Source organism: Janthinobacterium saanense, from assembly GCF_014200675.1.
Lineage (GTDB): Bacteria > Pseudomonadota > Gammaproteobacteria > Burkholderiales > Burkholderiaceae_D > Janthinobacterium.
Genome location: NZ_JACHCI010000011.1, coordinates 57,378 through 70,385, shown reverse-complemented (window position 1 = coordinate 70,385; position 13,008 = coordinate 57,378). Strand labels below are relative to the sequence as shown.

Genomic DNA, 13,008 nt, shown 5'->3' with positions numbered 1-13,008 from the left:
CTTTAAACGCCGTAGGCGTTGGCCAGGCGTCGTTCCGTGCCGGTGCTATTGATCAGCTTAGACAGTTGCGCCATCCAGGGCATGGTCAGATCGCGGATCTTGCGGTCGTCTTCCAGCATCTGCTTGATCATGGCCACCTTACGCTGGCGGCCTGTGCTTTCCAGCACCACCTGTTCTTCATTCGCCTTCAGCGCCGCCACGTGCGCGGTGACGCGCTGTTCCAGCACTTCCAGTTGGTCCCAGTCGGCGTTGCCGGCGGCGGCCACCATCTGGCCTGTCAGGGTTTGCATGGCTTCGTAGGTGTTCAACACTTCTTGATTCGTCATCATGGATCAGGCGCTCGCAAGGCTAGGCATACGTTTCAAATCGGCGCCGGGGGCGGCGGCAGCGGCAGGGGCAGGGCCGATGGCATTCCAGGTTTCCCGCAGGTCGGACAACAATCGCTGCACTTCTTCCAGCATGCCCAGGTCGTTATTCAGATTGGCAGTCAGCAGGCGCGCGCTCATGTATTCATACAGCGAGTCCAGGCCTTCGGCTATTTGGCCGCCCACTTTTTTGTCCAGGCTGGCGCGCAAGCCATTGTCGATGATCTGGATGGCTTTCGAGATGGACTTGCCTTTTTCCGGCACATTGCCCGATTTCATGTGCATCTGCGCGCTGAGCACGGCCACCAGGGCGCCGTCGAACAGCATCACGATCAACTTGTGCGGCGAGGCCGAGCTGATGCCCGTCTCCAGGCCGACCTTGGCGTAGGCATTCACGCCGCGTTGTTGGGTTCCAAACATGTGTTTCTCCTGATGATGGGGCTTAGCGGTTGGCGGCTATCGATGCCAACTGCTGGGTCAGATAGTTTTGTGTCGACTGCAGGCTGCTCAGGGTCACGTCCAGGCGCGTGAACTGGGCACGGTAGCGCGCTTCGATATCGGTCAGCTTGGCGCTGAACTTGTCGCGCTGGGTCGCCACATTCTTGATGCTGTCATTGATGCTCTTGCTGCGGTTGGTGATCATGCCATCCGTGCCCAGGAAGGACGTGGCCAGATTGTTCAGCTGGTAGGCATAACCTTGCGAAAAGCTCACCGTGCCGCGCGAGCCGGTGGTGCCGCCCGTGACTTCAATCTTCAAGCCGTCGGCGTCTGAGCCCGGTGCGCCGGTCAGTGTCTGACCCGAGCCCACCACGGGCTGGCCACCGAGGGTGCCGGCCACGTCGGCGCCCTTGACGGGAGTTGCCGTGCCGAACAGGGTATTGAAGCCGGTGCCGGTACCGCTGGAGAGCGCGATATTGGAGACCGAACCGTAGCGTGCCGAGGCCAGCACCAGATGGCCGCTGCCATCGATCGAGGCTGAGACGGTGGAGCCGACGTCGGAAAACGCCTTGACGCCGTTGATGGACGACTGGATCAGCGAGGCCATCTGTGCTGGCGTGTAGGTGCCGGCTGGAATGGTGACGGTGGCCGTATTCTTGGCCACGCTGGGCACCGTATCGTTGAGCGTCACGTTCCAGGTGGTATCGCTGGCGATGGTGGTGGTGGCCGGCAGCACGCCCGTCGAGGTCAGCGAACCCTGGCTGGCCATGGTGGTGATGGTCAGGTCATAGCTGCCCGGCTTGGTGGCGGCAGTGGAACTGGTGAAGGCGACGTTGCTGTCAGTGGCCTTGCCCAAGGCCGAGAACAATCCGCCAATATCGGTAAAGTTGCCACTGATGGCAGCATCGAGCTTGTTGCTGTCGAGCGCCAGGCTGCCGTCTTTTTGGAAGGAAATGCCGACCTGGCTCAGGGTGCTCAAATTGCTGTTCAAACCCGTGATCGGTGCGCCCAGTTGCCGGCGCAACTGGCTCTGTATCGATTGCACGGTCGAGTCGCCGAGCAGCACGCCGCCTTTCTTGGTATCCGGGTCGTACGAGGTCATCTTGCTGATCGCCGTATTGAGATCGTTGTATGCCTTGACGAAGGCATTGATGCTGGTCTTGACAGTCGAAGTGTCTTTGGCAACCGACAGGCTGGTACTGCCGATCTTGGCAATGTTCAGGGTCACGCCTTCGATGGCGGTGTCGACGCTGTTCGAGGTGCTGGTGATGGGAATGCCATTGACGCTGAAGGCGGTGTTTTGCGCCGCACTGTTCTGTTTCAGGTTTTGCGCACCTGCCACATCGTAGGACAGCAAATCGTTCAGCGCGCTATCGGCCGGTTGGCCATCGCTGCCGCTGAGGGAAATTTTCATGGCCGAGCTGGCGCCGGTTTTTGAGGACGCGAGCACCAGGTGGAACGGCTTGTCGCTGCCGTCCGAGACGATGCTGGCGGTCACGCCCAGGCCCGCGTTATTGATGGCGTCGCGTATGCCTTGCAAGGTATTGTTGGTCGAATCGATCACCACCGTGCCCGTCGCTTGCGTGCCGTCCTGGGTAAAGCTGGTATTCATGTAAGCGCCGCCGGAGCCGGCCGTCAAGCCCGCCGCTGCCGGATTGCTGCCGCCTACCGTGATCGGGCTGGCATTGCTCGACGCCAGGTTGATGGTGCTGGTGAGGGTGAGGTTCGAGCCATCGTTGGTCGCCGTGGCGCTATGGCCGATGCCGCCAGTCACGCCGCCCGTCACGACTTCTTCGATATTCAGGTTGGAGCCATCGGCACGCGTAAACTGCAAGGTGCCGTCGGCAGCCTTGCCTGTCACCGTGATATTGGCGGCGGCCAGGGCATTCGACACGGCATTCGGACCTTCCAGCGTGGTGTCGAGCGAGGCCGCCGTGATGCCGTTACCGGCGGCGACGCCATTGCCTTGGGTGACGATTTCGATGCCACCCACAGACAATGAATAACTGCCGTCCGCACCGGTCGAGACATTGCCAAAACCGTTGAACATGGTGGCGCTGCTGGCGGTTGGCTGGGCCGTGGCCGTCACGCCGGTGGTGCTGCTCTTGGCATTGATGGCGTCGGCCAGCGCGCGTGCGCTCTTGGTGGTCGCATCGGTAGGAATGGCCGTGCCATTGATGGTCAGGGAGCCATTGCTGACGCCCGTCAGTGCGGTGGTATTGCTGAGCGCGGTACCGGCCAGGCCGAAGGTGCCGCCAGCAACTGAACCGAGCTGGAATGAAATAGTGGTCTTGGCGCCCAGGCCGATGGTCGACAGCTTGCTGGCCATGCCGCCCGAGGTCAGGGTCTGCGACTGCGCCAGCTGGGTCACATTGATATTGTAGTTGCTGGGGACAGCCTTGGCGCCGGCCGTGGCGGTCAATACCAGCGGATCGGCAGGGGTGGCGCTGACGGCGCGGAAATTGTTGGCATTCGTCAGTCCCGACAATGAACTCTGGAAGGTGCCGACTGCGCCGCCCAGGGTGCCCATGGCGCTGAGGGTTGCCTGGTAGGAAGCGGTTTTTTTATCGTAGGTATTGAGTGGCTGCGATTCCGCCGCCATCAACTTATCGATGATGGCGTTGATGTCCAGACCGTTGGTGCCGATACCGGGGGATGACAAGGTTGGAGTGATGGCCACAGAATGCTCCTAGGAAAACGCTAATATAAGCTGTTATCGGCAGAATCAATCAGGACTTGAGAGGGGGATTTACCGCGCTGTTTTCAGTTCGGTGAAGAATTCAGGAAATTACTGCGCGGAAATTGCCAAAAATATAAAAGAAGCCAGGTAATCGTGTTACCTGGCTATCTGGACTTAGCTTGCTCGCAGCGCTGGGGTTCCCGTACCGTAGCAAAAACATCGATCAGGCACTCTGGTCTATCAGCTGGCCTTTGGCCATTTCAAAGGACCTGGCAATTTCCAGCGCTTCCTTGGTAGGGATTTGCCGCAGCACTTCCTTGGTTTCCTGGTCGACCACCTTGACCACCGTGCGCTTGCTGTCTTCATCGATGGAAAACTGCAGGTTCTGGTTTTTGATGCGCGGAGATTGATTCAGTTCCGACACCGCCTGATTCAGTTGGTCACGGCTGGGTTCGCCACTTTTCTGCTGTTGCGTAACAGCATCGGTCGTTGCCGCCCTGGCTGCCGGGCGTGCGGCAGGTGTATCCGAGGCGTAACTCTTGTCTATCCTGGCCGTGGTAGCGGCCGCTATCATATCGATAGTCATGGTGCTCTCCTATTGAAAATTCCCCTGCCGAATACATCCGGCAGGGGAACTGAGTCCAGCGCTATGACAGGATGGCTCCCGTCATCAAGCCTGATTAACCACGCAGCAGGCTCAACACGCCGTTAGGCAGCGAGTTTGCTTGCGCCAGCATGGCGGTGCCAGCTTGTTGCAGGATCTGGCCACGGGTCAGGTTGGCCGTTTCCGACGCAAAGTCGGTATCGACGATGCGGCTGCGCGATGCGGACAGGTTTTCCGTGGTCGACGCCAGATTGGAAATCGCCGACGAGAAGCGCGATTGCAAGGCGCCGTACTGGGCGCGTTGGCCGTTGACCGTCGACAGGGCAGCGTCGGTAATCTTCAGTGCCAATTGCGCGCCATCGAAGGTGGTGACGTCGATGTCCGCTACCGATTTCAACTTCGATGCCGGGCCAGCTGCGGCCGTGAGCAGGCCGGAACCGGCGTCGTTAACGGAGAAGCTGCTGTCCGAATCGTAAGTGATGGTGCCGTTTGCAACAGCTGTGCCGCCGGTTGCCGTGAAGGCTGCCGTTGTGCTGCCATTGGCTTTATACGTGCTGACGCTCAGTGCTGGTCCGGTAGTCACGGCGGCGGTATCTGTGATGTTGATATCGGAGCCGTTGGCGTTGGTCAGCTTGATACCACCGTTGGTAGCATCGAACTGGGCGGTCACGCCGGTCTTGGCCGATTGTGCATTGATGGCATTGATGCCGGCGGCAAAATCGGTTGCGGCGCTACCGGTACCGACCGAGAACGAGACGGTAACAGGATCAGTGGCTGCGTTATCCGAAGCGATCTTGAGCGAATAGGCACCGCTGGAGGCCAGACCCAGGTTGGCTTCGGTCTTGGCGGTTGCTGTCACGCCGGTCGAACCGGTTTTTTGATTGATGGCAGCGGCGATCGATTTTGCCGTATCTTTTGTTGCGTCGGTGGCAATGCTTGCCGAACCCAGCTTGCCGTTGACCGTGATCGCGCTGGCGGTTGTGGTTGTAACCTTGGTGGCTGAACCAGCTGCGACAGCATCGCTTTGAACGCGGTTGTTGCCATAGGTATTGGTCAGGAAGTTCGCGCCATTGGCCGAGATCAATTGGTTGGCATCGGCGCCAACCTGGAAGTTGGCCGTACCCATGGTACCGTCCAGCAGCGCCTGGCCGTTGAACGAGGTGGTTTGGGCGATGCGGTTCAGTTCCGAGCTCAGTTGGCCTACCTCGGTTTGCAGCGCCTGGCGGTCGCTCGACGAGTTGGTGGCGTTCGACGATTGTACGGCCAGTTCGCGGATACGTTGCAGGATGTCGCCCGAGCTCGACAGTGCGCCCTCGGCCGTCTGGGCCAGCGAAACGCCGTCGTTTGCATTGCGGGTCGCTTGGGTCATGCCGCGGATTTGCGACGTCATACGGTCTGAAATCGCCAGACCAGCAGCATCATCCTTGGCACTGTTAATGCGCAAGCCGGAGGACAGGCGTTGCAGCGAAGTGTTCAGGGACGTTTGCGAGCTCGACAGATTGCGTTGTGCGTTCAGGGAAGCGATGTTGGTGTTAATTACTGCAGCCATGTTAATTCTCCAGACAGGTACTACATTGCGCTATGTGCTATTCACGTTGGTCTGCCTCTCTCTTTTGAAGCAATCAAACCGTCGTTGTAATGTTTATCGGAGTAAGGCTAAAAAAGTTGATAGGAGAAAACGTTCTTTATTTTATTTTTTTACCCTGATTTCTCAATATTGTTTTCCGTTAAGCGACAGTTTTTCAGGAAACTTGAGGGTGGAAATGAAATATTTTTCAGGTCCCGGCGTTTCGTTTTTGCTCCATTTCGCCTGTGCGCAGCAAGAAGATAAGCTGTTAAGATCATTGTCACCATACTTGATTGACAGGCATTGCTTGTCAATCACGCCTCTTGATTCGATAATCGGCTGTAGCAAACCTTCTTATTTATAATATGACTATGCATCTGGGCGCCGCTGAAGCGGCGAATTTGCCTGCTTCAGACGAAATCGGGCAGGCCGTGGAGGAAGCCATGCGTGTTGCAGATGCACATGTGCGCGATGAGCAATTTGCCGAGGCCGAGCAGTTGTATCTGGCGGTGCTGCAATTGCTACCCGCCCAAGCTGATGCCAACCGCCAGCTTGGCTTGCTTGCCTTACGTGCTGGCAATGCTCATGCCAGCCTGCCTTTCTTTGCCACCGCGTTGGAGGTCCGGCCTGACCAGGCTGCCAGTTGGCTCGACTATATAGAAGCATTGCTACTTGCAGGGAAGCAGGCATTGGCGCAGCAGATCCTGGCGCTTGGGCGACAGCATGGCCTCGATAACATCTGGGCTGACCAGCTACAGCGCAAAATCGATGGTGTCGAGGTCGTCTCGACCATCGCCACTGAGAAACCCGTCAACGATACATCGGACGAGGAGCAGAAACTGGAGCGGCTGATTGCTCTGTTCGGACAAGGGCGCTATGCGGAGGTAGAGCAAGAGGCGCGCCTGATAACCAGGAAACAGCCGCGTCACGGCTATGGATGGAAACTGCTGGGCGCAACCTTGCTGCAACAGCGTCGTGCGCGCGAAGCCTTGCCCTGCATGCAAAAGGCGGCGCGCTATTTCCCCGGTGATCCTAGCGTGCAGCACAATCTGGCGGTGATCCTGCAAGAATTGGGCAATATGAGTGCGGCTGAAACGGCGTGCCGCAATGCCATGGCCATGGAGCCAGGATATTTGCTTGCTCATAGCAATTTATTATTGATGCAAAACTACCATGCACGCGCCACGAAGGCAAAGCGTTTTGCCGACGCATTGCGTTTTGGGAAGGCTGCCAGCAGCAAGGCGAGTACGCCGTTTACACACTGGTCGTGCAGTGCGCAGCCGCGGCGCCTGCGTATCGGCATGGTGTCTGGCGACTTGAGCAACCATCCGGTCGGCCATTTCCTGGAAGCCTTGTTGGGCCAGCTTGATCCACAGCGTGTGGAATTGATTGCCTATCCCACCGTCGTGCATGTTGATACCGTGACGGCGCGCTTGGTACCCTATTTCGCCGCCTGGCGGCCGATTGCCGGCATGGATGATTACTCAGCGGCAAAACTGATTGAAAACGATGGCGTGCACATGCTGTTGGATCTGGCCGGCCATACCGGTAACAACGGTTTGCCCGTGTTTGCCTGGCGCCCGGCTCCCGTGCAGATCAGCTGGCTAGGTTATTTTGCGACAACGGGCATGCAGGAAATGGATTATCTGCTGGCCGATACCTATGTCGCGCCATTCACTGAAACAGAACATTTTGTCGAAAAAATATGGCGTATGCCTGATAGCTATTTATGCTTTACGGAGCCGCGCTTCCAGGTCGATGTTACCGCGTTGCCGGCGCTGGAAAATGGTTATGTGACATTTGCCTGTCTCAATAACCTGACGAAAATGAATGATGCTGTCGTGGCTGCCTGGTCGCGCATCCTGCATGCCGTACCCCAGTCACGCCTGTTCCTCAAGACCAAGCAGCTGGACGATGCCGCCGTACGGGCGCGTACCGCGGCGCGCTTTGCCAGCCACGGCATCGAGGTTCAGCGCTTGCGCATGGAAGGCACTGGTACGCGACAGCAGATGCTGGAGTCTTATCAGCAGGCCGACATCGTGCTCGACCCCTTTCCCTATCCAGGTGGCACCACCAGCATGGAGGCGCTATGGATGGGGGTGCCAATCGTGACGCGCCGCGGCAGCGATTTTCTTTCCCACCTGGGCGAATCCATCCTGCACAATGCCGGTTTGCCGAACTGGATCGCCAGTGATGACGCTGACTATGTGGCGAAGGCCTGCCAGTTTGCGAGAAATCTGGAGGCGCTGTCTGCCTTGCGCCAGCGTTTGCGCCAGCAGGTGCTGGCTTCGCCGCTGTATGACGCTGCCCGCTTTGCGCGCCATTTTGAAGAGGCGCTTTGGGGTATGTGGCATGAGAAAATGGCGACGCTTGCCCTGAAAGGAGCGCAATAATGTCAAGAACGACACTGATTACCGGCGGTGCAGGTTTCCTTGGCTCCCACCTGTGCGACCGCATGATTGCCGATGGACACGATGTGCTATGCGTGGATAATTTTTACACAGGCAGCAAGGATAATATCCGCCACCTGCTGGGGCATAAACGCTTCGAACTGCTGCGTCACGACGTCTGGCTCCCTCTGTATGTGGAAGTGGACCGTATCTACAACCTGGCCTGCCCCGCCAGCCCTGTGCATTATCAGAATGATCCTACCTCGACCACCAAGACGTCCGTGCTGGGGGCCATCAATATGCTGGGCCTGGCCAAGCGCAAGCGTGCGCGCATCCTGCAGGCGTCCACCTCGGAAGTGTACGGTGACCCGCAAGTGCATCCGCAACGCGAAGACTATTGGGGACATGTCAATCCCATCGGACCGCGCGCCTGCTATGACGAGGGAAAACGCTGCGCCGAAACCCTGTTTTTCGATTACCATCGCCAGTCGGCCGTGGATATCCGTGTGGTGCGCATCTTTAATACCTATGGTCCGCGCATGCATCCAAACGACGGCCGTGTGGTCAGCAACTTCATCGTGCAAGCCCTGCGTGGCGAACCGATCACCCTGTATGGCGATGGCCAGCAGACGCGCTCGTTCTGCTATGTCGATGACTTGATCGAGGGCATGGTGCGCATGATGAACCAGACGCAGGAAATCGGCCCCATGAACCTGGGCAATCCAGCCGAGTTCACCATACGCGAGTTGGCCGAACTGGTGCTGCGCCTGACGGACTCAAAAAGTGAACTGGTGTTTCGCCCCTTGCCCGCCGACGATCCCGTGCGCCGCCAGCCCGATATCGGCAAGGCGCGTGCCGCGCTGGAATGGGAGCCCAAAGTCAGCCTGCATGATGGCTTGAAAGAAACTATCGCCTATTTCAAGAAAGTGATCTTTGCATGAAACAGCAATTACTCCCAGCAGTCTGCCCTGTGTGTGCCCATACCGTGGCGGCGGCATTTTTTGACGGCGGCCATCAGGCGCTGGCAACCCTGGGCTGGCCAGCGAGCGCGGCTGAAGCGCAGGCGATGGCTCCCCAGCCGCATGATTTCGTGCAGTGTCCGCAATGTACGCATGTGTGGAACCGCGCTTTTTCCTATGACGCCATTCCCTATCAGGACAACCCCAACCGAATGTTCAACATGGGAGGGATATGGAAAGGGCATTTGGCCGATACGCGCGATGTGCTGCTGGCACAGTTGCCGTCATCGCCCACTGTCATCGATATCGGTTGCGGCGAAGGCCATTTCGTGCGTGCGCTGGCTGATGCGCGCGGAGAGCAGGGGCGTTTCATCGGCTTCGACCCGAATGCCACGCCGGAAACAGGACGCGGCGTGGAGTTTCACGCGCGCTACTTCCAGCCGCTGCAGGACTTGCCCGAGTTCGCTCCCGATGCGTTGGTGATACGCCATGTGCTGGAACACCTGACTGATCCAGCCGCGCTGGTCGAGCAGATGTCATGGGCCGCCTCGCGCTCGGATAAAGAGTGCTGGCTGTTTGCCGAAGTGCCTTGCATTGACCGTGTTTTTGCCACCGGCCGCCTGGCCGATTTTTTCTATGAGCATATGTCGCATTTCACCACGAAATCGTTCCGTAGCTTGATGCAGCGGGCGGGCGAGGTGGTGCAACTGGCGCATGGTTATGACGGTGAGGTGGTGTATGCGCTGGTGCGCCTGCAGATGCCCAATGCCCTGCGCGAGCAGGCGCGCCGCAGCAACGCCTTTGCGGCTGCCGCCCAGCGCAGCCGGAAAGCCATTGCCGCCCAACTCGATTCCCTGGCTGCCAGCGGTCAACGCGTGGCCATCTGGGGCGGCACGGGCAAGGCCGCCGCTTTCATGCACCAGTTCGGCGCCGACGCCCTGCGTTTCCCGCTGGTGGTCGACTCAGATCCGGATAAGGCTGGTACTTTCGTGCCGGGCCTGGGCCAGGAAATCGTTTACCGCGACGTGCTCAAGGCGCAGCCGGTCGACGTGGTCATCATCCCCACGCAATGGCGCGCCCGCGATATCGCCGCAGAAATGGCGCGCGAAGGCATTGTCGCCAAGTCCATCCTGATTGAGCACGAGGGAGGCTTGATCGATTTCTTTGCCGATGAGCATCCTTATCGCTGAAGTGGCAATCCTTCGCCAATCAGGTATAAAACATTAAATATACATAGAGAAACATTATGCGCGCAAGGCGCTGGTGCGGACGCTGTCAATTGGACCGTCAGATCGCCAGCGCCTTGTCTGTTACTGGCGCTTCAGTTGTCTGGCTGCCAGACGAAATGGTCGCCCACCGCCTTGATCGTGCCGATGCCCGGGAAGGGGAAGTGCGGCGCGAAGATGATTTCGTGGTCGGCCGCCAGCTTGGCCAGCTCGGCGCGGCGGGTGGTGGCGCCTTGCGTGCGGTCCTTGTCGAAGCTGATGATCCAGCCGGGTTTGGCCAGCGACAGAATCGGGTTGTGGACCAGGTCGCCCACGTCGAGCAGCCGGGCCTTGCCCGAGACGATCTGGTAACCGACGTGGCCAGGCGTGTGTCCCTTCAGCGACAGCGAGCGGATGGAGGGCGCCACCTGGTCGCCGGGCGCGAATGTCACCACTTGGGGCGAGATGACCTTGACCAGCGCCGCCATGTTCGCTTGTTCCTGCAGCCATGCCCAGTCGGGCGCCGAGATATGCACGATGGCTTTCGCGAAAGCCTGCGTGCCGTCGGATGTGACCAGGCCGCCGACGTGGTCGCCGTGCACATGGGTGATCAGCACGTCGGTGATTTGTTCCGGCGTGTAGCTGGTCTGCTTCAGGCTGGCTAGCAGCAAGCCCTGCGCGGCGGGGCCGAGGCCGGTGTCGAGCAGGATGGTTTTTGCACCGTCCTTGACCAGCAGTGCGTCGACGCTCAGGTCGATGTGGTCGGTGGCTGCCCCGGCCTCTGCCAGCACGGCGGCCACGGCGGCGGTGCCGTTCTCGGCGCCGAAGACTTTGCCGTCGTTGGGGATGGTGCGCACCTTGTCGCGCAGTGCAATCACTTCAAGCGCGCCGACGTGGAAAGTGCGCGCGACGGGGCCGTCTGGCACGGCGTCGGGTGTGACGGTGGTGCTGGCGGCACTGGCGGCGGTGCTGACCGCCAGCCAGGCAGCAAATGCCAGGGCTTTTTTCATGGTTTTATTTCCTTTGGATCAATGGTTGGATGGCCGGCACGGAGCGCAAATGCCTGCTCTGCCATAGCATCATATGGCGAAATAAAAAATGCCGCCCAGCCTGACGGCGGGACGGCATCTTGCTGGCGCCAGTAGACTGTATTCAGTCCGCCACCACCACCCGGTTCTTGCCCGATTGCTTGGCCTGGTACATGGCGCGGTCGGCGCGTTTGACCAGTTCATTTTGATCTTCATTCGGGTGGCGCAGGGCCACGCCGGCCGAAAAAGTGATCAAGACTTTTTCGTTTTCATGCAGGAAGAAATGGCGCGTCAGTTCGCGCTGCAGCCGGGTCATGGTCGAGGATGCGGCCTCGACCGTCGTTTCTGGCAGCAGGATCAGGAATTCCTCGCCGCCGAAACGGGCGATGACATCCATCGAGCGCAGGGTTTCCTTGACGATTTTTACCAGGTGTTTCAGAGCGGCATCGCCGGCCAGGTGGCCGTAGGTATCGTTGAGGCGCTTGAAATCGTCCAGGTCCAGGATGGCGATGCACAGCGGCGTGCCGCGCCGGTCGGAGCGGGCCGTCTCGCGCTCAAACACGTCTTCCAGGCCGCGCCGGTTCAGGCTACCAGTCAACTGGTCTTCACGCACCAGCTCGCTCATATGCTGCAGTTTTGCTTCCAGCGTGTGGATGCGTTGTTCCGCATCCTGCACTTCCTGGCGTGCCAGCACCATCTTGTCGCGCGCCAGCAATGCTTCGTTCTGCACCAGCCGCGTTTCACGCAGCACTTCGTCCAGCACCAGGTTCAGGTCGCTGATATTTTCTGCCTGGCTGATCTTGTCTGAATAACTGCCGATTTTTTCATGGAAGTCGCCCGTGCTGGCCGCCACCTGGCCCAGGCGGTCGATAAAGGTCATCATCATGTTCTTGACCGTCAGCTTGACGTCCGACAAGCTATGTTTGAGCTGGCCTTGCTTGTAGATGACTTCCTTCAGGCTGCGCGTGGCGTCTTCCAGCGCGCGCTGGTCCAGCGGTCCGGCGATCAGGTTTTGCACGGCATCGACCTGGCCGCGCAGCCAGCTGTCATCGTCCAGCAACTGGCTGACATTGTCTAACAGCAACTTGAACAGGCGCAGCAGCAGTTCCTGCTGTTCCGCCGTATCGCCGCTTTTCAATTCGATCTGGTAACACAGCTGCTTCAGGCGCACGGCCGCTTCGTTCAGCGCATCTTCCGTATGGGCTTGCTTGATGGCGGTGCCCAGCGATTCGGCTTCGTCCACCAGGGCCGGCGTGCCTGTCAGCAAGGTGGCGACGGCAAAGCTCAGGGTGCGGCTCAGCAATTCGCGCAGGGTGCGCGTCTGTTCACCATCTGGCAGTGGCGGCAACTCGATGCCGCCGCCTTTCCTGGTCTGTTTTTCAGCCAGTTGCGCCAGCGCGCGTGCATAACTGTCCCAGTCGCGGGCCTTCAGCGCACGCTGGAAGCGCTTGCCAAAATCGCCCAGTTCGCCCGCCGATTCGCTTAGCTTGGTGGCAAATTGCGTCAACACGTGTTCCGCGCCGATCTCGCTCGGTGCGCTGGCTGCCAGCACGGCGGCAGGAGCAGCCTCGGCCGCTTCACTGATGCCGGCGATTTCATTGTAGATATCGCGGTAGGCGCCGGGCGTGGGCGCGATGCGCCGCGTCGCCAGGCGGCGAAATGCTTCGCGCGCGATGTCAACCGGATTCATTGCAGTTGCACCTGCAGCTGAATTCGTGGACGTGGCGCCAGCGGTAGCGTTTGCTGGCGGGGAAGGCAATTTACTGGACATG

The 13,008-nt window shown here is 59.3% G+C and carries 10 protein-coding genes; 3 read left to right on the top strand and 7 right to left on the bottom strand.

Annotated features, from left to right (window positions below; genetic code table 11):
- Positions 1-2: 2 nt before the first annotated feature.
- The 5 genes from HDE72_RS15845 to HDE72_RS15825 all read right to left on the bottom strand — a co-directional run bounded on the left by HDE72_RS15845 (position 3) and on the right by HDE72_RS15825 (position 5,636).
- A complete protein-coding gene (locus HDE72_RS15845; RefSeq protein WP_183742604.1) occupies positions 3-329 on the bottom strand; it encodes a flagellar protein FliT in 327 nt (108 codons plus the stop codon).
- 3 nt (positions 330-332) lie between these two features.
- The gene (gene fliS, locus HDE72_RS15840; RefSeq protein ID WP_183742602.1) at positions 333-785 is read right to left on the bottom strand and encodes a flagellar export chaperone FliS; all 453 of its coding nucleotides are present in this window, start codon (positions 783-785) and stop codon (positions 333-335) included.
- Between the two features lie 22 nt (positions 786-807).
- Positions 808-3,483, bottom strand: a complete 2,676-nt coding sequence (fliD, locus tag HDE72_RS15835) for a flagellar filament capping protein FliD (RefSeq protein ID WP_311735239.1) — start codon at positions 3,481-3,483, stop codon at positions 808-810.
- A gap of 223 nt (positions 3,484-3,706) precedes the next feature.
- On the bottom strand, positions 3,707-4,069 hold the full coding sequence (locus HDE72_RS15830) for a flagellar protein FlaG (RefSeq protein ID WP_183742599.1): 363 nt from the start codon (positions 4,067-4,069) through the stop codon (positions 3,707-3,709).
- Between the two features lie 94 nt (positions 4,070-4,163).
- Positions 4,164-5,636: a flagellin N-terminal helical domain-containing protein gene (locus HDE72_RS15825; RefSeq protein WP_183742597.1), complete on the bottom strand. Its 1,473-nt coding sequence runs from the start codon at positions 5,634-5,636 to the stop codon at positions 4,164-4,166.
- Between the two features lie 389 nt (positions 5,637-6,025).
- Here HDE72_RS15825 and HDE72_RS15820 point away from each other — a divergent pair, with 389 nt between their 5' ends.
- From HDE72_RS15820 to HDE72_RS15810, 3 genes are read left to right on the top strand one after another with little or no spacing between them, the layout of a single operon-like run.
- Positions 6,026-8,047: an O-linked N-acetylglucosamine transferase, SPINDLY family protein gene (locus HDE72_RS15820; RefSeq protein WP_183742595.1), complete on the top strand. Its 2,022-nt coding sequence runs from the start codon at positions 6,026-6,028 to the stop codon at positions 8,045-8,047.
- Positions 8,047-8,985 carry a UDP-glucuronic acid decarboxylase family protein gene (locus HDE72_RS15815; protein ID WP_183742593.1) on the top strand — a complete coding sequence of 313 codons (939 nt, stop codon included), beginning with the start codon at positions 8,047-8,049 and terminating at the stop codon, positions 8,983-8,985. Before HDE72_RS15820 ends, HDE72_RS15815 begins: the two co-directional genes overlap by 1 nt.
- Positions 8,982-10,193 (top strand): class I SAM-dependent methyltransferase, encoded by a 1,212-nt coding sequence (locus tag HDE72_RS15810; protein WP_183742591.1) that lies wholly within the window; start codon positions 8,982-8,984, stop codon positions 10,191-10,193. Before HDE72_RS15815 ends, HDE72_RS15810 begins: the two co-directional genes overlap by 4 nt.
- A 131-nt stretch (positions 10,194-10,324) precedes the next feature.
- Here HDE72_RS15810 and HDE72_RS15805 read toward each other — a convergent pair whose 3' ends face one another.
- Positions 10,325-11,218 carry an MBL fold metallo-hydrolase gene (locus HDE72_RS15805; RefSeq protein ID WP_183742589.1) on the bottom strand — a complete coding sequence of 298 codons (894 nt, stop codon included), beginning with the start codon at positions 11,216-11,218 and terminating at the stop codon, positions 10,325-10,327.
- A 142-nt stretch (positions 11,219-11,360) separates the two neighbouring features.
- Positions 11,361-12,926, bottom strand: coding sequence for a GGDEF domain-containing protein (locus HDE72_RS15800; RefSeq protein ID WP_183742587.1), 1,566 nt, complete (start codon positions 12,924-12,926; stop codon positions 11,361-11,363).
- Positions 12,927-13,008 lie beyond the last annotated feature (82 nt).